Below are 23,210 nucleotides of genomic sequence, written 5' to 3' on the forward strand. Positions count from 1 at the left end.
ATTTCTTTGAATCTCCATAACTAACGTTAGCACTGTGAAGTAAATTTGAGGGGAGGTGATTATGGTGGTCAATTTAGGGGGAAGTAGTAAGACTGCTTTAGGTATAAAAAAGGTGTTTGAGGAAAAGAGATATGCTTCCTCAAACACACTTCAAGTTGATGGGAACCATCACGATTTAACTATAATAACGAATGTATTATTGTAAACACTCGCTTATTTCGTTAAATAACCTTGCGGATTGTTCTTATGCCAATTCCACGCATCCGAAATGATTTTTTCCAAGGAATCAAACTGTGGTTTCCACCCTAAAACGGTCTGCGCTTTCTCTGACGATGCGATTAAAACAGCCGGATCCCCCGCTCTTCTCTCTTTTACATCGGCAGGTATTGGATGCTCGGTTACCTTCCTTGCTACATCAATAACCTCTTTGACAGAGTAACCATTCCCATTTCCCAGGTTAAAGATATCGCTTGGATTTCCTTTTCTTAAATATTCTAATGCCAGGTAATGTGCGGATGCCAAGTCCATTACATGAATGTAATCGCGGATACATGTTCCATCCTCTGTAGGATAGTCATCTCCAAACATGTATACCTTGTCTCTTTGGCCAAGCGGCACCTGTAAAACCAATGGGATAAGATGGGTTTCAGGATCATGCATTTCTCCAATTTCGCCACTCTGATGAGCACCCGCAGCATTAAAGTATCTTAAAGAAACATACTTTACATCATAGCCTTGATCAAACCATTTCATCATCTTCTCCATAGCAAGCTTCGTCTCACCATAGGTATTCGTAGGATTCGTTTCATTTTCTTCTATGATAGGAATAGACTTAGGCTCGCCGTAAGTCGCAGCCGTGGAAGAAAAGACGATTTTGTTTACTTGATTCGTTTTCATGACGTCCAATAAACACATCATACCGTAAACATTATTATCGTAGTATTCATACGGCTTAGTCATGCTCTCTCCAACTAGAGAGTTAGCAGCAAAGTGAATAACTGCCTCAATATTATGAGCCTTAAAAACCTCATCTAAAGCGTCTTTATCTCTAAGATCAATTTCATAAAAATGCTCTACAGAAACGGCTTCTCTGTGGCCACTTTGTAAATTATCGACTACAACGACTTCTTCATTCTGGTCCAAAAAGTACTTTACTGTATGGGAGCCAATATAACCTGCTCCACCTGTAATAAGAATTGCCACCCTATCACCTGCTTGTCATATTTTATACTCTATAAATGATTATAGCATTCCAATACATACTGAGGTCCTTGAATATCTTTTGTTTTTCCAACCTCTTGCTAGTTAACAAAAAACGAATCACCCAGTTAAGGACTGATTTCTATTGTTTAATAGCCATTAAGGTATGTCACTTCTTTGGATGGTTAATAAACATTAACTAACTTGCACATACCATTTTCGGTGTATACATCACTTGATTATATACTACCTCAATTTTCAAGAACGCTTCTAGAGCCTTTTTCGTTCTCGGAATAGCAACAGCTTATTTACTTCTAGCTCTTTATCTTTGGCTGATAAATCACGTATTGTTTCTTCAAAAATACCTTTAATTTTTATCAACGGTTGGTACACTTACTTCAAGGTAATTTCCTTTTAAAAAGAAATTACAAAACTCAGGTGACCCACTTTCAATCTTATCTAAATAGGCTCTAGATATACCCAGTTCTCCTATAAATCCTTTTTCTAATGCATGACGGAGAGAAACTACATTATTGAATGTAACAAAATCCGTTAATGTAACTCCTTTCATTACAGAGGAATTATATTTCAAATAATTCTCACAATAGGCAGCGTTGATGGATAGTAGAGTTGTAAAGGGAATGCCTTTGATTTAACCATTACGGATTGCTTTTTTAGCTTGCATCAAATTGATTTTAATAGTAAAAAGCGAACCTCATTTAACAAGAAAAAGGTTCGCTTTAAAATTTAATAAATACCGCTTCTAAGCATTTAACAGGTATGACCATTAAGAATAACTGGAGTCTCCATCACCTGGCTATACTTCACTGAACAAAGTCTTTATCTTCTCAGAAAAGACCAAACAAATGTCTACATCTCTAAGGGAATCTTTAATAGGAAGGAACAGTTGTATTATGAGTCATCAAACTCTCATTTAGAAGCAACATAAACTTCAAATAATGCCACCGAAGAGTTTAAAATACCTAATTATATGATTTTCATTAAAAATATTATTTATTTATGAAAGTATACTGTTTATCAAAATAATCTTTATATTCTCCACTAATAATCTGCTCCCACCACCACTTATTATCTAAGTACCAATCAATGGTTTGAGCAATTCCAGTTTCAAAAGTATAAGTTGGTTTCCAACCTAACTTCTCTAACTTGGTTGGGTCAATTGCATAACGTTTATCATGTCCTAAGCGGTCTGTTACAAATTCAATTAACTCTTCAGATTTCCCAAGAGTTTGAATAATTGTTTTTACAACCTCTAAATTCGTTTTTTCGTTGTGACCACCTACGTTATAAACCTCTCCATTCATACCTTCATGTAAAACAAGATCAATAGCAGCGCAATGATCTAATACATGGAGCCAGTCTCGAATATTCTTTCCATCACCATATACAGGTACTTTCTCATCATTTAATACACGAGATATAGTTAATGGGATAAGTTTTTCTGGGAAGTGAAAAGGTCCATAATTATTAGAACAGCGAGTAATATTTATTGGAAGCCCAAATGTTTCATGATATGCACGCACTAACAAGTCAGAAGAAGCTTTACTAGCACTATATGGGCTATTTGGTTGAAGTGGCGTTTCTTCCGTAAAGAAGGTTGTTGGATCAAAATCCAACTCCCCATATACTTCATCTGTAGAAACATGGACAAATTTTGTAACCCCTACTTTTTGAGCTGCATCCAATAAAACTTGTGTTCCAAGAATATTCGTTTGGACAAAAATCTCTGGTTCCTTAATCGAACGATCGACATGGCTTTCTGCTGCAAAATGAGCAACATAATCAAACTTTTCTTCTTCAAATAACGACATGACAGCTTTACGGTCGGCAATATCAGCCTTAATGAAGAAGTAGTTACTTTTCTTTTCAATTTCCTTATGCTTGGCCAAATCACCAGCATAAGTTAATAAATCTAAATTATAAATATCATACTGTGGATACTTGTTCACCATATATTGAACAAAGTTACCCCCAATGAATCCCGCTCCACCAGTAACAAGTATTTTTTTCCTTGTCATTATTTCACCTCATGTAGTAACTGATTTAAGTAATGTTTTAGTGAATCTTCCCATTTAGGCAGTGGTGTAAAACCATTATCAATTAATTTTTGTTTAGACATACGTGAATTCCTAGGCCGAACAGCCCGAGTTGGATACTCAGCAGTAGTGATTGAATTTACCTTCACGTTCTTACCTGCTTGTGTGAATATTTCCCTTGAAAAATCAGCCCAACTACAAAATCCATCATTTGTTGAGTGATAGATTCCATATTTATTTGTTTGAATCATATCAATTAAAAGTCGGGATAAATCAAAAGTGTATGTTGGAGAACCTATCTGGTCACCTACAACATTTAATCTATCATTAGTTTCAGCTAATCTTAGCATCGTTTTAACAAAATTATTTCCGTTAATTCCGTATACCCAAGAAATTCGCACGATAAAATATTCAATCAATAGTTGTTGTACTAATTGTTCACCTTCATATTTTGTTTTACCGTAATATCCGACTGGATTAGGAATATCCTCTTCTATAAAAGGTATAGTACCTTTTCCATCAAAGACATAATCTGTACTGATATACATAAACTTTGCATTTACTGCCTTTGCAGATTTTGCTAAATATTTTGTTCCATTGACGTTCACATCATGACAATTTTCTTTATCATCTTCTGCCTTATCGACTGCAGTATAAGCTGCACAATGAATAATAGCATCCGGTTTAATTTCACTCACGTAGTGATAAACGTCCTTTTCATTGGTTATATCCAATTCCCTTGGACCTACACCCAGCATTTCAAGGCCTCTCTTTAACCCTTCTCTTACTACATCATATCCAAGTTGCCCTGTGTAACCAGTCACTAAAATTTTCATTAATATTCTCCATAAGTAAAATTATTATCTGCTTCATCTAAAAGTGGTGCTCTTTCATCCTTATCTGATAGAATTGGCTTAATGTCCATTGGCCACTGAATCCCAATTGATGTATCATTCCAAATAATTCCGCGGTCACATTCAGGGGCATATAATTCGTCAACTTTATATTGAACTTCAACATCATCTGTTAAGGTCATAAAACCATGGGCAAATCCTTTAGGTATTAATAATTGCTTTTTATTTTCTGCGCTAAGTTCAATTCCATACCATTCACCAAAAGTTGGACTACCTTTTCGAATATCCACGGCAACATCAAAAATAGCCCCTTTAGTACATCGAATCAGTTTTGTTTGTGCTTTTGGATTCAATTGATAGTGGAGACCTCTTAGGGTTCCTTTTGTTGCTGAATAAGATTGATTGTCTTGAATAAAGTGGTTGTTTATATTTAATTTCAACAACTCAGCCTCACTATAGGTCTCCATAAACCAGCCACGATTATCTCCAAATACTTTTGGTTCTAAAACCTTTACACCAGGTAAAGAAGTTTCGGTTTTTTTCATTAAGCTTACATCCCTTTAATATTTAATTTGTCCATTCGCTACTTTTAACAGATACTGACCATATCCTGTTTTAGCAAACTTTTCACCAGATGAAATTAACTCACTTATACCGATCCATCCATTTATATAAGCTATTTCCTCAAGTGCAGCGATTTTAATTCCCTGATGTTCCTCAATAGTTTTAACAAAGTTTGTAGCTTCTACTAGAGTTTGATGCGTACCGGTATCTAACCAGGTAAAACCACGTCCCAGAAGTTCAACATCAAGTTCCCCTAAATTTAAATAAGCTTCATTCACTGAAGTAATTTCTAATTCTCCGCGTGATGAAGGCTTAATGTCTTTAGCTATTTCTACAACACGGTTATCATAAAAATAGAGTCCTGTTACTGCATAATTTGACTTTGGTTCCTCAGGTTTTTCCTCAATCCCCAATACCCTCCCATTTTCATCAAACTCAACTACTCCAAATCGTTTTGGATCAGTGACATGGTAACCAAATACAGTAGCCCCTTTCTCCTTCTTTGCAGCACGCTGAAGGATATTTCGCATACCACTTCCGTAGTAAATATTATCTCCTAAAATCATAGCCACAGAATCATTACCAATGAATTCCTCACCAATTATAAACGCCTGAGCTAATCCGTCTGGACTAGGTTGAATCTTATATTCTAAGTTGATCCCGAATTGTCTTCCATTACCTAACAATGCCTTGAATCGCGAAGTATCTTCAGGAGTAGAGATAATTAAAATATCTCTAATCCCAGCTAACATTAAAGTAGATATTGGATAATAGATCATAGGCTTGTCATATATCGGCAATAACTGCTTGCTCGTAACCATAGTTAGCGGGAATAACCGGGTACCACTACCACCCGCTAAAATTATACCTTTCATTTTATCATTACTCCTTTTAACTTTTTCATTGAAATTAAGAATGATTGTGAAAAACATTTGCTTTAAATAAGACTTAGCATTCATTTACATCTAATTAATTTTTTCTTTCGCTATCCTATTACCCACCAGACCCTTTTTTACCATTGATAATTACTTAATAAAAAGGGCTCTTACTGTAAGTCTCCAATATGAAAATAACCTAGATTATTTTAATATCTTTTTCATATATACAACCGTTTCCGAAATTTCCCTTTTTCTCAAAAATAAATATATTAAATAAGAAAATAGATATAAAACTATTCCTTCCCAAGACCCAACAAACCAACCTGTTAATATAAATATTGCACTTAAAAGCACTTCTAAAAAGATATCATAGTGTACAGTTACATGTAGTATTTTTGATAATAATACCTCAGCTAAGATACATCTAAATGCAATTAATATTACGATTGATAGAACAGTAAGTGTTAAATTCCTTAATAATATTGTAAAAATCACAGTTGTAAATAGACTTAAGAATACTGATATCAAATTAACATACATAATCACCTTTTCTTTTCTCAGGGTCTTTAAATAAGTGTTTATCAACAATGACATTTTTCCTTCAAAGACACAGATTGGAAAAAGCAGGGCCATGTACATTAAGCTTTCAGCATATTGTGGAAGCCAAGCAGTTAAAATAACCTTTAAAGGATAAAAAATAACCAGCATTCCAAGCAGGGGAACCATCAATAATGTTCTCATTGCTTTATAAATGTCTGGCAATAATTTTTGATCAGTCCTTCTAAGTATGGGAAACATTATCATACCCATTGCATTAATAAATGTCATCATAAGATTTGAAATACTTAAAGTTAATGAAACTTTGCCGAAAGTAGATACATCCCAAGTTCTTTCAATACCAAATCTAACGATTCCAACAATTAGCATACTCGCTATATTAGCTAAGGTTAATTTAACTCCCGCATTTATGTTTCTTATCGCTTCCTGAATACTAATGTAAAAATCAGATATCCTTCTAAGCACAATTTCTTTACAATAATAAATTAAAATAACGAAAGAAACCGTCTTACCAATTAGATCAGCAAGTATCAATAGTTTGTAATCTTTAATACCGCCCGACAATAATATAATTATTAATAAACTATAAAATAATCTATCCCAAATATTCGCAAGAGAGTTTTCCTTAATTCGATTCGTTGCTTGCAGAATAAACAACAACATTGCCTTTACACCAGCTATCACTAAGCAAAAAGCTACTCCAACTAAAATAAACAACCTATCTTGATTGTTTACATAAACGAAGGAATTAATTATTAAAATACCTGCTAGTGTCAATTGGAAAAACATTAACATCCAAAACTGAGAATAAAATAAAGATTTATCAAGATCTTTATAATTTACCCCACCATATCTAAGATAGATTCCATCATTCCAACCAAATTGAAATAAACCGACGTACGAGGAATAAAATAGATAGAGTTGCCAATAACCGTAATCTTCAATTCCAATAAGTTTTGGTACAATTAATATTACAAGGGAGGATATTAGAAGTGTTATTAAGTTTGATAATAGAGCATAAAAGAAGTTATTTATTATTTTTTTAATATTCAACAGCTTTACCTCTTTGTTTTGCAGTATATAATAAATTTTAAGAAAACTTATATTATGATCATAAATTCAATTCACCTAGAAATTATATTAATAATTATTAATTACTTACTCATAATATAACCGTAAAATGTTTCTTTTTCTTCAATTGTTTTCTTAAATTGCTTTCTATAAGTTAATTTATATATTGTCGTATCACTTTTTAAGTAATCAAACATTTCACTTGAGTATTCATTAGAAAGAATATTTGCAAGTTCAAAAACCTGCGTATTGTTTTTGGGAACAGCCTCTATCAATTTGTATATTGCAGGTATATTTTCATAACCAATTGCGATAATACAATCAATTAACAGATAACATATTAGCTGGTTTTCGTTCTTCCAATATTCATAAAACATATCTCTAAAATATTTTATTGCTCTATTACCTTTACCACTCGCAATAAAAAAACCGGTCCATAAGCCTTTACAAACATGATAATCACCAAATAGACCATGTTTTATTGTATAAAATCTATATTCATTTAAATCACTAGGCAATTCTTCCGTGAGATATAATGTTGCATCCATCCAAATACCCCCGTGCGTATACAACAATTCCATACGTAAAATATCTGAAAAATGAGTGATAGTCATATCACCTTTTTCGTATTTATAAAGTATATAATCTGGAAGAGTAACATAATTTTTATAGTTATGTTTAGTAATTATATTTACACAATGTGCACCTGCATTTTGTTGAATACTAGCAACGCATTTCTTGACTGTTGATGGTGCATGCTCTAACCCTTGCCACCAAAAAACCCAAACTGGCGAATCAGATTCAATCTGAGGTAAATTATCTACGTCCAGGTCTTCATAAAGATTAACTATATGTCCATACTTTAGTAATAAATATTTTTTTATGTTCTCATGTTTGTACCATTCAAGTTTTCTTCCCCATTTACCTGTTCCTCGAAAGACAAGGCCTCGAGCGAAATCTATTGCCGCAATTTTAAATCCGAAATTTTTTATAAGAAATACATCCTGTTTTAAAATATTAATTACTTTTTTAATCTTACTCATTGTAGCCCACCTATAACTAGATTAAATTTTAGTAATAACTTCTTCACACACTCAATACTTTGATTTAAAATAATCCACTATTGTATCAACATTATCATCTGTTACCTCTAAATAGAGATAATTAATATCCTCTTTTGTTAGATTGATACTACTCAAATCAATAGGCATTAATTTTTTTATTATTTGATCAGAAAATCTGTATTTTATTACCTTAGCAGGGTTTCCACCAACAATGGAATATGGTGGAACATCACGGGTAACAACGCTTCCTGCAGCTATAATTGCACCTTTTCCAATATGGACACCAGACATGATTAACGCATTATCACCAATCCAAACTTCATCTCCAATTAAAATCGAACCTTTAGTAGTTGCTTCAGTCTCATAATTAAATTTTCTAACCTTGTATGGGTACGTAGTTATACATTTATAATTATGTTCTCCACCCAATAAGAAATTAGCCTTACTTGATATAGAACAATTAGCCCCGATAGATAAAGACTCGTTTTCATTACCAGATGAGTGCATATTAATTTGTCCATAGGTGTTGCTGCCAATTGTAACCCGTCCATTTCTAATAAATTCTATAAATAACTGGTTACTTATTGGCCCTAGTGTAGTATAGTTATGTTTATTAATGCTTCTCCAATACTTCTTTATTCTATATTTATCTATACTATATTTAATTCTAGATTTTAGCCCCATTCATATCCTCCCAAGTTTATGCAAAATAATATTCGCAAATAAAATTAATTATTAGAAAATCCAGTTATCCTTAAATAATGGTTCTATTATTGTTTTTAAATATTCTCCTTGCCCATTATAAATATAATTTATAAAAAAGGTAATTAATGTATACACTAAAATTGCTGCAATATACAGTAATTTATCCATTTTTTTGCTAACGCTATTTCTATTTATAACAATACTACTTGTAATGCAAAATACCATTAAATTTAATGGATATATGTTTCTCATAATCCTATAAAAATTTATATCCATCACATATAATGGTAAAAATACAAAAGCATAAACGTTTATCCAAAAAATCACATTACAGAAATTATATATTTTATTATAATCAGAGGATATTAACTTACTATTTGTTGCGAATACCTCTTTATTACTCACTATTATATTCCTAGATAAAAGAATTAATAAAAAATTGGTAATTTGAGTTCCCCATTGAATGATCCAACCATAATTGGTGTTTATTTGTAAAAACTTCCCCACCCCAACTAGGGTATCACTAAAATTATTAAATAGGAATTCAGCCAGAAGATAGACAACATTTTTATTTAGCCCAATCAATATACAAAAAGTAATAAACCACAGCAACATGAGCTTAATGTTTTTTCTTTTACATAATTTATCAATGAAAACTAGTGGTAAATAAACAATTGCTGTTTTCTGTATGGTAGCAGCAACAACCATAGCCATGAGATATTTCAACTTATCTTTCCTATTTGCACTCGTTAACCATGGAATAGAATAGATAAAAATCGACATAATTAAAAAGTTTCTAACTTGAACTACATCCATCATAAAAGGATATACAAAATAAAGGATATAGAATATTGGGGGATAATTCACATATTTTTTAACCGTTGAGTGAATTAATAGAATTCCTACAGTTGATAATATCAGCTTGAATACTTCGTATTTTATCCCAAAAACTTTAGATAATTCCACTAAAATTCCGAATCCAAAGTCTTTTGAGAAAAACTCACTATTATAATAAATATTATTGTATATTATTGTATCCGGATTATTAGTATTTCCTCCCATCATTAATGCTGAATATATAACTAATAAAAAAGGTAGAACTCCACTAATCCTTTTCTTACTTACACTTTCAAGAAAAAGGATTAGTAAAATTACACCTAAATATGCTAATGATAACATTTCACCCCACCCATCAATTATTTATTATAAAATGGTTTTATTTCTTCTTTCTTATGCGTTCTTCATAATATAATAAATATCTGTAAACCAGTATCTAATTCTTCCATAATATTTTATTTTTAATAAAAGTTTAAGAGTTGTAATTAACTGACATGTTTTTAATGATTCCACTCTCTTTTTATAAACTTCTTTTTGATTGTTAATAAAAACAATAGTGTTATTATTTCCCTTTTTAGTTTGTAGATAGTTTAACATATTCTCTGCAATTAAAATTTCATTTTTAATACCATTCAACCGATATTCCAGCTGTTTATTCCCTTTACTAGAGGCATTAGAACCATGTCTTCTAAACTTTATTGTATTTCTATTATATAAATATGAACTATTATTAATATTAGCAAGTCCCCATAGTAGACTATCATGTGGGTAATCTCTAAACCAAACTTTATAATAGTCGTTTAGCAGGTTCCTCCGTATACAAAAAGAACATCCAGGTCTTATAGGTTTAATCCAACGCCCACTAAAAGGGATTTTAACTAACATCCCCCCCCCAAACTTTTCATAGTTTAAAGTATTACCATTCCCTTCCATGTAAAATGGCATTACATTCGAGGCTAATAATTGAATATTTAAGTTTTCCATCATCACATGTGCCATATCCTCTAACTTATTAGGAAGCCATATATCATCTTGATCAGCTAAAAAAATTATATCTCCAGTTGCTTTCATTAAACCTTCACTGAAATTAGCCGAATAACCTTTATTATTAGAGTTTTGATAAACCTTCCATTCACTAAGCTTATGCTTTTCTATAAATTTTTTTATTATCCTGACCGTTGAATCCGCAGAATTATCATCACAAATAATAACCTCATCAGGTAATAAAGATTGTTGAAGTATAGAATCTAATTGCTCAATAATATACTTCTCTCCATTATAAGTTGCCATAACAATCGATATTTTCATATTTAAGAACCCACCTATTAACAAATTCCCTTGAAAATAATGCTAGTTACCCAATTGTAATTGCAAATTGGATTATCAAGATACACATTTATTACTCAAGAGCACTATTATATAAAGATGTATAATCATACGCCATACGAGAAGCATTTAAATCTGTTTTCATAGTATTTAATGCTGCTAATTGCTCTTTATGAATACAATCTTTGTCAATATTCTCCAATAGGGCCACTAATCCTTCAGTAGTAGTTAAATTGAACGTTTTTATTCCTTCAGAACACATAGTTAATAACTCACAATGTGACTCAATATCAGAAAGAATCGCAGGCAAACCACAAGCCATCCCCTCCATAACAGCAAGAGGCAATCCCTCAGATAAGGAAGCAGATATAATATAGTCTCCACATTTTAAATAATCAAAAGCATTATCTACCCTTCCTATCATTAATATTCTGTTATCCTTTTTCGCTCTCTCTTTTAAAGAATCATACTCTTGCCCATCGCCCAGTATCATTAAGCCTATATCATCTCTATCCAACTTTTCAAAAGCATCAAATAAGAAGGATACATTTTTTCTTTTAGATAAATATCCACAAAAAACTAAGACAACTTTGTCTTTTCCAATGCCAAGATCCTTCCTAGATATACAATTCGAAGTAGCCCCTACACCCTCCAAATCTATCCCATTTTTAATAAATTCAATTTTAAACTTTCTTTTATTCAGTAGCTTCTGAGATACCGTTTGGGAACATGCTACTGGATACTCTATCTTCTTTAGAGTATTTACAAACGCCGAAGCCTTTAAAGTTCCTATTAATCTTCCTTTTTTCATTACAAAGTCTTCATCTGGATCACAGTGAACAGTACTGAATTTCTTATAATTTCCTCTAACCCTTGTATTAACAAAATCCGCCATCCCTCCGTGTGAATGAACAATATCAGGATTTATTCCCTTGAGAATTCCCTCCACCTCTTTAACAATTGTAAATATACTTCCACCTTGTAATTCAATAACGTTACAATCAATATTTGAAAAATCTTTTTTTACTTTTTCAGGCGTGGTTCTTAAAGCAATAATAGAAACATCGAAATTCCCCTTATCTAGGTACTTTATAAGGTTGTATAACATATTAACTGGTCCGCCCTTTTTTAGACTATTAATCATATAAACAATAGAAATTTTTTTTTTCATTTTCTTTCCTTTCAGTTACAAGCTAGTCAATTATCATAGTTCTCTAAGAGTAATTCTGTTTTCTAATATGCTACTGTTAATTTGTTTAACCCTGTTTATAACATTTTCGTGTATATATATGGAATGATCTAAGAAAACCTCGTTTTTTTTGATATCATTTTGAAGTTCTGATCCCCCCGATCCTTTCCGTTTATATAATCGCTCCTTAACCAGCTCCTTACTAACTTTAATGCAGATGATCTGGTTGGCGAAATAAGGGCTTAATCTTACATGTAGTTCATCGATTTCTTTGCCTGAGCTATATGAATTATATGTTATTCCCCAAATTACTTGGTTAATGCCTTCATCTAAAACATAATTCCCATTGATATCTTTCTTCTGGCATTTATTTATAACTGCAATAATCGAAAATAAATACAAATACATTTTTAATTTGGTACTTCTTTTTTTGAATTTGATTTTTTTAAATAATCCCGATATAACTAGTAATTCTTTCGGATCATTTAATAGAAATCCAGCAAATAGTTTTAGTTTATTAATATTTTGCTTATACCTAGACTCGTTATATAAATACAGGGTTAATGGATTGCTAAAATTTATATTCTCTTTCATCAAATTATCTGCAAATGTGCTTTTCCCACTTCCAGGTATTCCCAATAGTTCTATTATCATTATTATCCACCGCATTTAATGTATTTAACTTTAATAAACAAGTGTATATTTCATCCATTCTAATTCACAGCACTATATTATTATTTTGAAGAGCAAATCTCCTTATACAAGGCTTCAGTCTCGCAAGCAACTCTTGAAATATCAAATTTCAACTTAACACATTTAAGTTGATTCAGAACAATGTTCATCCTGTAATCATCGTCCTTATATAATAATTGGGCTGCTTCATAGACGGAATTGGCATCATCTGGAGGCACTAAAATACCATTTACTCCATTTTCAATCACTTCTGGAATAGCATCAACACTAGTTGCAATTATTGGCTTTTCTGCCAACATGTACTCTGCGAGTACTAGGCCAAATCCTTCCCATCTTGATAATAGAAACGCCTGATCAAATAATGGAATATACTGCATGGGATCATCGACCCAACCAGTTATTAAAACAGATTCCTTAAGACCTTCTCTTTCAATCATAGCCTGTATTTCGGATATTTCATCTCCATCTCCAACCATTATGAAGTACGCCTTTGGTATCTGCTTCTTTATAAGACTTGCAAAATCTATAAAAATATCAGGGGCTTTTTGTTTAGCTAATCTACCTACAGTGCCAAACACATAAGCATCATCTGGAATCCCTAGATCCCTTTTTGTTAATGTATGTTTTTTACTTTTTCTGTAAGAATCTTGAACATCAATTCCATTAAAAATAACTTTAATTTTACTATCTCTACATATCCTATTTTCTAATGCAGACTCTTTCTCGTATTCTGAAATCGCAATAATTTTTGTACAAAATCTAGCAAGAAACCTCTCTATCCATCGATAAGCAGTTTTTTCAAAACAGCCACATTCCATATTAAATGACCAACCATGCGGATTATATAATGAAGTATTTTTCATCCCTAAATTAGCAAGACGCCCTATTGCTCCAGCCTTGCTACTATGCATGTAGACTACATCGGGAGAATACTTTTTAATGATTCTGCGGATTTTAATAAGTGCTTTAAAATCATTTTTTATATCTATGGAACGTTTCATTTCAACGTACTCGAATGCTGTAACAAGACCATTATAGGTCTCTTCTTTGTAATCAAATGAGCAAACTAATATATTTTCAATCTCGTCTGACTTCATGTTATTTAATAACATTAGAATATACCGTTCGACTCCCCCTGGAGCTTGCACAATATGCATTATTTTTTTTTTACCCATTTTGTTCACTTCCCTTTACTCCAAACAAGTTAGTTCATATTAGCCATACTCTTTTCCTTACATTTCTCCTTCATTTTTAAACAAGTATATATTTTATTCAAAAAAGAAGGTATGTTCAAAATGTCCCGTTACTATAAATCTTATGTGTTCCTTTTTATTATAAAAATAAAGCCAGAAAAACATGTTGTTTTCTGGCTTCCAACTAAATGTATAATCTAGCAGGTATATCCGACACTATATATTATAATCAGATTTCTATACTGCTAATTCCGAGGATTCAATATAGTTAAAAAAGGTAATATTCATATATTCATAACATTCATTTACTCTTATAAACTCTATTAAAAAGCATCCTTGGAACCAAATAACACAGCTATAGTTTTAAAAATTATTATAATGTCTAGAAGAAGATTACGTTTTTCTACATACTGAAGGTCCAACTCAACCATTTCCTTGAAACCAACACTATTTCGGGCAGTAACCTGCCATAGTCCCGTACATCCTGGTGTGACCATTAATCTTTGTCTATCATAATCAGAGTACATCTCTACCTCTCTAGGTAGAGGTGGCCTTGGGCCAACTAAGCTCATTTCTCCTCTTAAAACATTAAATAGCTGAGGAAGTTCATCAATACTTGTTTTTCGAATGAACTTACCTATTTTTGTTATACGAGGATCATCTTTCATTTTGAACATTGCCCCAGAAACTTCATTATACTTAAGGAGTTCCTTTAATTTTTCTTCTGCATCGGCTACCATCGATCTAAATTTATACATGTTAAATTCTTTTCCGTTTAAACCCACTCTCTTTTGAATAAAGAATACTGGACCTTTCGGGTCTTCGATTTTAATTAATATAGCAACGACAATAAACAATAAACTTAAGAAGATAATACCTAATAACGAACCAATAATATCGATTAAACGCTTAGTATACAAATAGCCACGACTTTCGTTTAATTGAATTGATACATTTTGATTACTAAATAATGTAACATCCTGATTTGTTTGACTAGACACTCCTAACCCCTGCCTTTACTCAACCAATGATTTTTCATTTTCAAAATTAGCAACCAATTGTTTCAAGTAATGTCGCATTTCATTATGGAGGTCTTCATGTTGTAACGCATATTCAATTGTTGTTTTCACAAACCCAAACTTCTCTCCCACATCATAACGCTTACCTTCAAAGTCATAAGCAAAAACTCTTTGAATTTCATTTAGTTTTTGAATAGCATCGGTTAACTGAATTTCTCCACCAGCACCTGTTTGTTGCTTTTCAAGAAACATAAAGATTTCAGGTGTTAATACGTATCGTCCCATGATAGCCAAGTTGGATGGAGCTGTTCCTGGTGCTGGTTTCTCCACAAAGTTACTCACTTGATACCTTCTTCCTTCTTGTGCTGCCGGATCAATAATTCCATACCGATGGGTTTCATTATCGTGCACTGTCTGAACCCCAATAACAGAAGATAAAGTTTCATCATACTGATCAATGAGTTGTCGTAAGCACGGGTTTTCATTCTGAACAATATCGTCTCCTAATAATACAGCAAATGGCTCATTTCCAATAAACTTACGCGCGCACCATACGGCATGTCCTAACCCTTTTGGTTCCTTCTGACGAATATAATGGATATCAACCTTTGATGGGGCTTGTACTTTCTCGAGAAGGTCAAACTTTCCCTTTTCCATCAAGTTATTCTCCAGCTCATACGCATGATCGAAATGGTCCTCGATCGATCTCTTACCTTTCCCCGTGACAATGATAATATCTTCAATTCCTGAAGCAATGGCTTCCTCCACGATATACTGGATGGTCGGTTTATCGACAATTGGGAGCATTTCCTTTGGCATCGCTTTCGTTGCCGGCAGAAATCTCGTGCCAAGTCCAGCAGCTGGAATAATCGCTTTACGTACTTTTTTCATCTCGTCCTCCAGTCCTATTTCAGTCTATTTCTTTTCTCATATTCATTTTTACAATTCGTGGTAAATGGCTAGGCCTATCTATTCAAAAATCGCTATTATGCCTAAAGTTATTAGACAATTACATAGCAGATGTTTCATAATCAATATGTAAGGGTATGTTATTTATCGAATAAATTTCTAATAAATCCTTTATCCTACAAACAGTTTCATTATGATAAAAATAATAGGGCATCTAACCCTTCCTCACACCATCCTATTGACGACACGCATCTAAGGAAGCAATCTTGCTTCCCACAGCATGGCCGAGTACCGTCATTGATAAAGGTCAGGCGGCATCACCTTATGTGATTATGTCGGTTAAAAGAGCCCTAGGAACTTACGCTGTCTGACCTGCTGAGGCATTTCTCGCATAATAGGCTGCCCTTCGATAACGAAGCGTGCGTTTTCTTCGAAATAATAGAGCTGGCTCATTCCGAATTGCTTTTCGATCTCATCTCTTGCTTCATTCATCCAGAACTGCCTGGATGTCACATTATGGGCATCAGAAGCGATAAAATGGATTAGGTTTGCGGCAACTAAATCATTGGAAATCTTCTTGATTTTCTTTCCAAACTTACCCGTGATGCTGCCGCTTGTCAGCTGGGAAGCGACACCCATTTGGGCAAAGTCATAAAGGAGATTTGGGTTCTCCATAATGGCAGCATTTCGTTCAGGATGGACTAAGATTGGATAGAGTCCTTTATTCAGTAATTCAAAGAATAAGGTCTTTGCATACCTTGGTATATGGTTAGACGGAAACTCGATTAAGATATACGGTGTATCATTAATCGTTTGAATGGTGCCATGCTCCCATTCTTCTAAAAGTTCGCCGTAAATGCGGACTTCCTGTCCAGGGAGGACAGTCAAGGGGATTTGGTTAATTTCAAGCTGCTTTTGAAACAAGTCAATGGAGGGCAGAATCGTCGCCTTTTCATTCTCATAGACCCCATTTTTGTGGTGAGGGGTTGCGACAATTGTCTCAATGCCTTCCCGAACCGCAAGCCTGGCCATTTCCAACGAATCTTCCATCGTTTTGGCTCCATCATCAAGGCTCGGCAATATATGACTATGTATATCAATCATTCACAATACCCCCCTAAAGTTGTCTTTACACACGAATTCTATAATACTTGTTTATTTAGTCAAAATCTACTAATAAATCCCATCATTTAGCATAATAGTAATAATGGCTGCCTTTTGTCTTTTTGTTATTCAGCACGACACCAAGAATTTTTGTACCCGTATGCTCTAATAAATCCTTCGTTTTGACAGCTTCCTCCACCTGTGTACGTCCGCTGCTGACCACAAGGATAATCCCATCGCACATCCTGGCGATAATCTGCGCATCCGTTACAGCTGTGACAGGCGGGCTATCAATAATGATGACATCATATTCCTGCTTCACTTGGTTGATTAGCTCTTTCATCGATCTTGATGATAACAGCTCTGCTGGATTCGGCGGTAACGGGCCGCTTGTTAAGACATGAAGTCCCAGCGGTTCAACCACCTGGACGGCTTTCTCTAATGTTGTTTGCTTGGTCAATACATTCGTTAACCCTGCTGTATTTAGGCAAGCAAACGTATAATGAGCGGTCGGTCGGCGTAAATCGGCATCGATGAAAAGGGTCCGTTTTCCTTGCTGGGCAAAGACAACTGCTGTATTCGAAGCCGTTGTTGATTTCCCTTCTGAAGGGCCGGAAGACGTAATTAAGATAGTCTGCAGCTCTTCATCTACAGCCGTGAACTGAATATTCGTCCGCAGCGTCCTGAATTGCTCCGATACCGGTGATTTAGGGTCTGAATACGTGACAAGCTTACGCTGATTCCCCATTCCGATTTCTTTTTTAGACTTTTTGCGTACCAATTGGTTCACCTCTTCCTGTTCTCGATCCTCTGCTTGTCGTTTCCTCTGTTTGGGCATGGTTAGCCTCAATCTCTCCAATTACCCCAATAATCGGCATCCCTAGTATTCTCTCAATATCCTGCTCTGTCTTAATTGTGTTGTCCAAATATTCAAGTAGAAAGGCTATCCCTACTCCAATCATGAGTCCGACAACGAGAGCGATGGCAATATTCATGAGCGGCTGCGGTTTAATCGGCGACGCTGAATCAGAGACCTCTGCCTTAGCTAGGATACTGACATTATCGACATTCATGATATCTACGATTTCCTTCTGGAATGTGCTCGCAACCGTGTTGGCAATCTTCGCTGCCATTACCGGATCTTCATCTGTAACAGATACCTTTACGACCTGTGAGTTCTGCTCGCTGGCAACCGTAATCTTGCTCTCTAAAGCAGACACAGACATATCCAGCTGTAATTCATCAATGACCTTGTCAAGGATGGCCGGGCTCTTCATGATGACATTGTATGTATCAATGAGCTGTAAATTTGTTTGGACCTCGTTATAGTTATAGGCTGTCGCTTCATCCTTTGACTGATTAACAAGCAATTGCGTGGATGACTGATAGATTGGTGTTAAAAGAAAATAACTTGTAACTCCGCTTACCAGCACCGCGAGGACCGCAATGGTAATAATGAGCAATGCTCGCTTCTTCAAGGTTGCGAACAGGTCCTTTAAGCTGATCGTTTCTTCCATATGTCCCTCCAACGATTTTTAGATAATAATCATTATACAACATCTGACAGAAAATTCGCCTGTTTTGTGACATTTTTTTATGATATGTTAAAAATAATTAATGTAACTGACTATTCCGTCACATAATTGGTTGGAGGATGAAAAGAATGAAATATGTTGGAACTCTACTCTTGTGCCTGCTCTGTATTGGGGTATTGGTTACCGGCCAAATGCATTGGTCGAATAAAATTGAACAAGCGAGTACACTCAAGGCTGCTACTACTAATGAGAAAGCACCCGCTAAAAAGAGTGATCCTTTTAGCAAGGTAGCGGATCACGGCTTAAAGGAAACCTTGCAATTGGCTGCCTGGGAAAATGAAAACGGCAGCGCTCGGATTCTGATTGCGGGCTCTGACTCACTCGGAACGGATAACGAAGGAACGGCTGCTTTGTTGAGTGAGCGATTAAAAGAAGCGTATGGAGATAAAGTCACTGTCGAGCATCTCGAATATGAAGGGAATTCAGTCGATTTCTTAGCGGAGGATATGGTGAAAGACTATATTGACGCCGAGCCGGATGTGTTCATTTATGAGCCATTGCTCCTCAACAGCAACGGCATCTCCTCTGCAGTAGAAGCAACGCCAGAGATGATTGATGAGGTTCTAGAGAAGCTAGAGGCGAAGAATGAATACATGTATACGATTCTCACTCCGCCGAATCCGATTTACGGGGCAACCTATTACCCGCGTGAAGTCGAGGATTTAAAGGAATATGCACAGGAGCATGAGATCACGTATGTGGATCATTGGAGCGCATGGCCTGATGACCAAAGCGAGGAAATTGTGGACTATTTAAATGAGGAGCAAAGCGCACCGAATGATAAGGGTGCGGAGATCTGGGCTGATGAGATCTTGACATTATTTGGGCTGTAAATACATAAGGAATTTCTGTTCATCGGACAGAAATTCCCTTTTTTTCTTCAATTCCAGGAAATCCTTCCGATAAATGATTCGAGGTGAAGATGAAAAAATGAACAAACGACTTCTTAAATCCATTTGTCTTATCGTCATTCTGTCATTTGTCCTTTCACAAGTCCCTGCGTCAACGGAAGCAGCCAGCTATTCTGCAAAGGTCACAGCTGATATATTGAACGTCCGCTCCAAAGCGACAACGAAATCATCCATTACATTCAAATTAAAGCAAGGATCGACGGTTACGGTTACCTCTGAGAAAAACGGCTGGTCCTTCATCAGCTATAACAAGAAGACAGGCTGGGTTTCTAGCCAATACCTGTCCTATACGAATTGGACAGGCTATTCAACTGGCTCGATCGATATCCGTCAATCTGCTTCCTCAAAAGCAAAATCACTCAGCAAGATCAATAAAGGGACAGCCTTAACCGTAAAGGACCAAAGCGGTAATTGGCTTAAAGTCTATTATTCTAGCAAGAAGATAACAGGCTGGGTGCTAGCTTCACAGATTTCGACGAAGAAACCTTCTACTTCTACTTCGGTCTCTAATCTTGGAACCTACTATGTCACAGCTACTAGCTTGAATGTACGGGAGAAAGCGACGACCTCCTCCAAGGTGATTGGCTCTGTGAAGAAGAATGCTGCCCTTACCCTGCTCAAGAAAAGCGGCAGCTGGGGACAGGTCAAACTCAGCAACGGCAAGACAGGCTGGGTTTCGATGAGTTACTTGACGACGAAGAAGCCTTCTACTGTGTCTTCTAATTTAGGAACGTATTATGTGACCGCCTCTACCCTGTATGTACGAGAAAAGGCAACCACTTCATCAAGGTCCGTTGCATCTGTGAAAAAGAATACGGCTGTTACCTTACTGAAGAAGAATGGAAGCTGGGGACAGATTAAACTGAGCAATGGCAAGACAGGATGGGTTTCGATGAGTTACTTGACAACGAAGAAGCCTTCTACTGCGGCATCCAATCTTGGAACCTACTACGTGACAGCTTCGAGCCTGAACGTACGAGAAAAAGCCACTACTTCCTCCAAGGTGATTGGCTCTGTGAAAAGGTATGCTGCCCTTACCTTGCTCAAGAAAAGCGGAAGCTGGGGACAGGTTAAACTCAGCAATGGCAAGACAGGATGGGTTTCGATGAGTTACTTGACAACGAAGAAGCCTTCTACTGCGGCATCCAATCTTGGAACCTACTACGTGACAGCTTCGAGCCTGAACGTACGAGAAAAAGCCACTACTTCCTCCAAGGTGATTGGCTCTGTGAAAAGGTATGCTGCCCTTACCTTGCTCAAGAAAAGCGGAAGCTGGGGACAGGTTAAACTCAGCAATGGCAAGACAGGCTGGGTTTCAATGAAATACTTAACGACGAAGAAGCCTTCTACTCCTGCATCCAATCTCGGGACCTACTACGTGACCGTTTCGAGCTTGAATGTACGCGAAAAAGCCACTACTTCCTCCAAAGTGATTGGCTCTGTGAAAAAGAATGCCGCCCTTACTCTGCTCAAGAAAAGCGGCACCTGGGGACAGGTTAAACTCAGCAACGGCAAGACAGGCTGGGTTTCAATGAAATACTTAACGACGAAGAAGCCTTCTACTCCTGCATCCAATCTCGGGACCTACTACGTGACCGTTTCGAGCTTGAATGTACGCGAAAAAGCCACTACTTCCTCCAAGGTGATTGGCTCTGTGAAAAAGAACGCTTCCCTTACCCTGCTCAAGAAAAGCGGCAGCTGGGGACAGGTTAAACTCAGCAATGGGAAAAAGGGATGGGTTTCAACTAAATATCTGACGACCAAAAAGCCAGAAAGCAATCTCGGAACCTATTATGTCTCTCCGAAGACACTTGCTATCAAGGAAAAGGCCTCTTCTTCCGCTAAAACGCTTGTCACCTTGAAACAGAATGAGACCGTCACGCTGCAATCCAAAAGCGGAGATTGGGGCAAGGTAAAGACAAGTACCGGCAAGGTCGGATGGACACAGCTTAAGCATCTATCTACGAAGAAAATTGTGAATACCCCGACGCCTGGGCCTGTTGCAGCACCAGCAGAGTATATGTATTTGACAGGGAAAGCCTCCGTTTACAAGGATGCCAACGCCAAATCAACTGTATTGACGACTGCTGCTTTAGGAACAAAGGTCCAAAAATTAAGCACGAAGAATGGCTTTACCCAGGTAAAACTGACCTCCGGCATAATTGGCTGGGTTTCTTCTAGTCTCCTAAAAACGAAAACGGTAAAGGGTAAAACAATCGTCATCGATGCCGGACATGGCGGTACTGACCCAGGTGCCGTCGGATCTGTCCTTAGAACCAAGGAAAAAAATATTACGCTCAGCACCGCTAACCAACTGGCTGCCCTGTTACGAAACGCCGGCGCAACGGTTATCATGACCCGCTCAAGCGATGTGTATATCACCCTTGATAACCGTGCTGCCATCAGCAATCGAAACAAGGCAGATGCTTTTATCAGCATTCATTACAATGCAGCGAGTACCTCTAATGCCAAGGGAATTGAGACGTATTACTACCTCAATTCAAGACTCGCCAGCTCACTGCAGGGTGAAATGGTGAAAACAACCGGCCTTCTAAATCGAGGGGTAAAATATGCGAAATACCGAGTTCTTTCGATTAACACTCAGCCAGCTGCATTGGTCGAACTCGGCTTCCTGACGAATGCAGCTGAAGAGAAGAAGATTTCTCAGGCCAGCTATCATAAGAAAGCTGCCCAGGGTATTCTGAACGGATTAAATGTCTTCTTCAGCAAATAACCGCTAAGCCGTCCAACTAAACATGGACGGCTTTTTCTATATGCCTATTTCCGAATATGTCCCACTCCAAACTCGTTTACTCGAATAAGCTATATGGATTCACTATATAGATGGAAGTGGTTTGGATGGGCAAGGGTAATCATACGAAAGAGATTATTGGCTCCTGGATGCAGGCGATCGGCAATGTGATCGAGGCATATGGTTCGACTCCTTCTATCCCTCTTGTCGATGAGACGCGTGATGACTTCAACCGTGTCGGCCTCACGATGCAGGCGGTCGGAAGCGGCCTGGAAGCGGACGGGCAGAGTACTCCTTACTCTTTTGAATATGTAGGCGCTGTGATTACATCCATTGGTTCAGTTGAGGAGCTACTGCCACTTCTTAGAGACTTCTCCCTTGAAGCCGATTATTTATTGGAGACTCAGGGCAATACCCTTCAAGGGCTCGGTTCTGCGCTTCAGGCTTACGATGAGATTATAAATGGAACTCCCTCAGGAGCCTATGAGGGAATCATCGGTAATTCCCTGCAATCGATTGGCTGCTTCATTTCGGTCCTTGGCATCAAGATTGAACTGACCGACCAAGAGGATGGCCAGCGCATTAATGCACTTGGCTCATGGGTTCAGGCATTCGGGGCAATCATAGCAGCTATTGGACAGCAGCTAGAGGAAGAGGCAGAGGAAGAGGAAGCTGGTTCAGAGCCAACTCAATACGGGCAAGGCAATGCCCCATTCTTCCTCAGGTAGGGC

Annotated in this window: 22 protein-coding genes; 3 read left to right on the forward strand and 19 right to left on the reverse strand. The window is 36.3% G+C overall.

The annotated features are described in order from the left end of the window. Nucleotides 1-213: 213 nt before the first annotated feature. The 19 genes from galE to ACY8DX_RS19965 all read right to left on the reverse strand — a co-directional run bounded on the left by galE (nucleotide 214) and on the right by ACY8DX_RS19965 (nucleotide 18,738). Nucleotides 214-1,203 (reverse strand): UDP-glucose 4-epimerase GalE, encoded by a 990-nt coding sequence (galE, locus tag ACY8DX_RS19875; RefSeq protein ID WP_462405913.1) that lies wholly within the window; start codon nucleotides 1,201-1,203, stop codon nucleotides 214-216. A 364-nt stretch (nucleotides 1,204-1,567) separates the two neighbouring features. Continuing rightward, a complete protein-coding gene (locus ACY8DX_RS19880; protein WP_462405914.1) occupies nucleotides 1,568-1,771 on the reverse strand; it encodes a hypothetical protein in 204 nt (67 codons plus the stop codon). A 439-nt stretch (nucleotides 1,772-2,210) separates the two neighbouring features. Next, nucleotides 2,211-3,239, reverse strand: coding sequence for a dTDP-glucose 4,6-dehydratase (gene rfbB, locus ACY8DX_RS19885; protein WP_462405915.1), 1,029 nt, complete (start codon nucleotides 3,237-3,239; stop codon nucleotides 2,211-2,213). After that, on the reverse strand, nucleotides 3,239-4,093 hold the full coding sequence (gene rfbD / locus ACY8DX_RS19890) for a dTDP-4-dehydrorhamnose reductase (RefSeq protein ID WP_462405916.1): 855 nt from the start codon (nucleotides 4,091-4,093) through the stop codon (nucleotides 3,239-3,241). The genes rfbB and rfbD overlap by 1 nt, the downstream gene beginning before the upstream one ends. Next, nucleotides 4,093-4,656, reverse strand: a complete 564-nt coding sequence (rfbC, locus tag ACY8DX_RS19895) for a dTDP-4-dehydrorhamnose 3,5-epimerase (RefSeq protein WP_462405917.1) — start codon at nucleotides 4,654-4,656, stop codon at nucleotides 4,093-4,095. Before rfbC ends, rfbD begins: the two co-directional genes overlap by 1 nt. A 15-nt stretch (nucleotides 4,657-4,671) precedes the next feature. Continuing rightward, complete coding sequence (gene rfbA, locus ACY8DX_RS19900) at nucleotides 4,672-5,550, reverse strand: glucose-1-phosphate thymidylyltransferase RfbA (RefSeq protein WP_462405918.1); 879 nt, start codon at nucleotides 5,548-5,550, stop codon at nucleotides 4,672-4,674. Between the two features lie 204 nt (nucleotides 5,551-5,754). Next, nucleotides 5,755-7,164, reverse strand: coding sequence for an MATE family efflux transporter (locus tag ACY8DX_RS19905; RefSeq protein ID WP_462405919.1), 1,410 nt, complete (start codon nucleotides 7,162-7,164; stop codon nucleotides 5,755-5,757). Nucleotides 7,165-7,265: 101 nt separating this feature from the next. Then, the gene (locus tag ACY8DX_RS19910; protein WP_462405920.1) at nucleotides 7,266-8,225 is read right to left on the reverse strand and encodes a capsular polysaccharide synthesis protein; all 960 of its coding nucleotides are present in this window, start codon (nucleotides 8,223-8,225) and stop codon (nucleotides 7,266-7,268) included. Between the two features lie 51 nt (nucleotides 8,226-8,276). Then, nucleotides 8,277-8,930: a CatB-related O-acetyltransferase gene (locus ACY8DX_RS19915; RefSeq protein ID WP_462405921.1), complete on the reverse strand. Its 654-nt coding sequence runs from the start codon at nucleotides 8,928-8,930 to the stop codon at nucleotides 8,277-8,279. Between the two features lie 51 nt (nucleotides 8,931-8,981). Next, nucleotides 8,982-10,130 (reverse strand): EpsG family protein, encoded by a 1,149-nt coding sequence (locus ACY8DX_RS19920; RefSeq protein ID WP_462405922.1) that lies wholly within the window; start codon nucleotides 10,128-10,130, stop codon nucleotides 8,982-8,984. A 51-nt stretch (nucleotides 10,131-10,181) separates the two neighbouring features. Further along, the gene (locus ACY8DX_RS19925; RefSeq protein ID WP_462405923.1) at nucleotides 10,182-11,096 is read right to left on the reverse strand and encodes a glycosyltransferase; all 915 of its coding nucleotides are present in this window, start codon (nucleotides 11,094-11,096) and stop codon (nucleotides 10,182-10,184) included. A gap of 91 nt (nucleotides 11,097-11,187) precedes the next feature. Further along, on the reverse strand, nucleotides 11,188-12,285 hold the full coding sequence (locus tag ACY8DX_RS19930) for a glycosyltransferase (protein WP_462405924.1): 1,098 nt from the start codon (nucleotides 12,283-12,285) through the stop codon (nucleotides 11,188-11,190). A gap of 33 nt (nucleotides 12,286-12,318) precedes the next feature. After that, complete coding sequence (locus ACY8DX_RS19935) at nucleotides 12,319-12,957, reverse strand: hypothetical protein (protein WP_462405925.1); 639 nt, start codon at nucleotides 12,955-12,957, stop codon at nucleotides 12,319-12,321. Nucleotides 12,958-13,037: 80 nt separating this feature from the next. After that, a complete protein-coding gene (locus tag ACY8DX_RS19940) occupies nucleotides 13,038-14,171 on the reverse strand; it encodes a glycosyltransferase family 4 protein (protein ID WP_462405926.1) in 1,134 nt (377 codons plus the stop codon). A 341-nt stretch (nucleotides 14,172-14,512) separates the two neighbouring features. Continuing rightward, nucleotides 14,513-15,136, reverse strand: coding sequence for a sugar transferase (locus ACY8DX_RS19945; RefSeq protein WP_462406992.1), 624 nt, complete (start codon nucleotides 15,134-15,136; stop codon nucleotides 14,513-14,515). A 69-nt stretch (nucleotides 15,137-15,205) separates the two neighbouring features. Further along, nucleotides 15,206-16,099 carry a UTP--glucose-1-phosphate uridylyltransferase GalU gene (gene galU, locus ACY8DX_RS19950; RefSeq protein WP_462405927.1) on the reverse strand — a complete coding sequence of 298 codons (894 nt, stop codon included), beginning with the start codon at nucleotides 16,097-16,099 and terminating at the stop codon, nucleotides 15,206-15,208. A 357-nt stretch (nucleotides 16,100-16,456) separates the two neighbouring features. After that, the gene (locus ACY8DX_RS19955; RefSeq protein WP_462405928.1) at nucleotides 16,457-17,221 is read right to left on the reverse strand and encodes a tyrosine-protein phosphatase; all 765 of its coding nucleotides are present in this window, start codon (nucleotides 17,219-17,221) and stop codon (nucleotides 16,457-16,459) included. An 82-nt stretch (nucleotides 17,222-17,303) separates the two neighbouring features. Next, the gene (locus tag ACY8DX_RS19960) at nucleotides 17,304-18,002 is read right to left on the reverse strand and encodes a CpsD/CapB family tyrosine-protein kinase (RefSeq protein WP_462405929.1); all 699 of its coding nucleotides are present in this window, start codon (nucleotides 18,000-18,002) and stop codon (nucleotides 17,304-17,306) included. Further along, nucleotides 17,983-18,738, reverse strand: a complete 756-nt coding sequence (locus tag ACY8DX_RS19965; protein ID WP_462405930.1) for a YveK family protein — start codon at nucleotides 18,736-18,738, stop codon at nucleotides 17,983-17,985. The genes ACY8DX_RS19960 and ACY8DX_RS19965 overlap by 20 nt, the downstream gene beginning before the upstream one ends. Nucleotides 18,739-18,884: 146 nt before the next feature. Here ACY8DX_RS19965 and ACY8DX_RS19970 point away from each other — a divergent pair, with 146 nt between their 5' ends. The 3 genes from ACY8DX_RS19970 to ACY8DX_RS19980 all read left to right on the forward strand — a co-directional run bounded on the left by ACY8DX_RS19970 (nucleotide 18,885) and on the right by ACY8DX_RS19980 (nucleotide 23,207). Continuing rightward, nucleotides 18,885-19,649, forward strand: a complete 765-nt coding sequence (locus tag ACY8DX_RS19970) for an SGNH/GDSL hydrolase family protein (RefSeq protein ID WP_462405931.1) — start codon at nucleotides 18,885-18,887, stop codon at nucleotides 19,647-19,649. 73 nt (nucleotides 19,650-19,722) lie between these two features. After that, nucleotides 19,723-22,461, forward strand: a complete 2,739-nt coding sequence (locus ACY8DX_RS19975; RefSeq protein ID WP_462405932.1) for an N-acetylmuramoyl-L-alanine amidase family protein — start codon at nucleotides 19,723-19,725, stop codon at nucleotides 22,459-22,461. Nucleotides 22,462-22,586: 125 nt separating this feature from the next. Continuing rightward, nucleotides 22,587-23,207, forward strand: coding sequence for a DUF6944 family repetitive protein (locus tag ACY8DX_RS19980; protein WP_462405933.1), 621 nt, complete (start codon nucleotides 22,587-22,589; stop codon nucleotides 23,205-23,207). Nucleotides 23,208-23,210: the final 3 nt, after the last annotated feature.

Source organism: Gracilibacillus sp. Marseille-QA3620 (assembly GCF_054950035.1).

Bases quoted from the DNA above. Each gene is read 5' to 3' on its own strand.
- rfbC (WP_462405917.1), bottom strand. From the start codon at position 4,656: ATGAAAAAAACCGAAACTTCTTTACCTGGTGTAAAGGTTTTAGAACCA.
- ACY8DX_RS19930 (WP_462405924.1), bottom strand. From the start codon at position 12,285: ATGAAAAAAAAAATTTCTATTGTTTATATGATTAATAGTCTAAAAAAG.
- rfbA (WP_462405918.1), bottom strand. From the start codon at position 5,550: ATGAAAGGTATAATTTTAGCGGGTGGTAGTGGTACCCGGTTATTCCCG.
- ACY8DX_RS19970 (WP_462405931.1), top strand. From the start codon at position 18,885: ATGAAATATGTTGGAACTCTACTCTTGTGCCTGCTCTGTATTGGGGTA.
- ACY8DX_RS19935 (WP_462405925.1), bottom strand. From the start codon at position 12,957: ATGATAATAGAACTATTGGGAATACCTGGAAGTGGGAAAAGCACATTT.
- ACY8DX_RS19940 (WP_462405926.1), bottom strand. From the start codon at position 14,171: ATGGGTAAAAAAAAAATAATGCATATTGTGCAAGCTCCAGGGGGAGTC.
- ACY8DX_RS19975 (WP_462405932.1), top strand. From the start codon at position 19,723: ATGATTCGAGGTGAAGATGAAAAAATGAACAAACGACTTCTTAAATCC.
- ACY8DX_RS19980 (WP_462405933.1), top strand. From the start codon at position 22,587: ATGGGCAAGGGTAATCATACGAAAGAGATTATTGGCTCCTGGATGCAG.
- ACY8DX_RS19925 (WP_462405923.1), bottom strand. From the start codon at position 11,096: ATGAAAATATCGATTGTTATGGCAACTTATAATGGAGAGAAGTATATT.
- rfbD (WP_462405916.1), bottom strand. From the start codon at position 4,093: ATGAAAATTTTAGTGACTGGTTACACAGGGCAACTTGGATATGATGTA.
- rfbB (WP_462405915.1), bottom strand. From the start codon at position 3,239: ATGACAAGGAAAAAAATACTTGTTACTGGTGGAGCGGGATTCATTGGG.
- ACY8DX_RS19910 (WP_462405920.1), bottom strand. From the start codon at position 8,225: ATGAGTAAGATTAAAAAAGTAATTAATATTTTAAAACAGGATGTATTT.
- ACY8DX_RS19880 (WP_462405914.1), bottom strand. From the start codon at position 1,771: ATGAAAGGAGTTACATTAACGGATTTTGTTACATTCAATAATGTAGTT.
- ACY8DX_RS19915 (WP_462405921.1), bottom strand. From the start codon at position 8,930: ATGGGGCTAAAATCTAGAATTAAATATAGTATAGATAAATATAGAATA.
- ACY8DX_RS19955 (WP_462405928.1), bottom strand. From the start codon at position 17,221: ATGATTGATATACATAGTCATATATTGCCGAGCCTTGATGATGGAGCC.
- ACY8DX_RS19965 (WP_462405930.1), bottom strand. From the start codon at position 18,738: ATGGAAGAAACGATCAGCTTAAAGGACCTGTTCGCAACCTTGAAGAAG.
- ACY8DX_RS19920 (WP_462405922.1), bottom strand. From the start codon at position 10,130: ATGTTATCATTAGCATATTTAGGTGTAATTTTACTAATCCTTTTTCTT.
- galU (WP_462405927.1), bottom strand. From the start codon at position 16,099: ATGAAAAAAGTACGTAAAGCGATTATTCCAGCTGCTGGACTTGGCACG.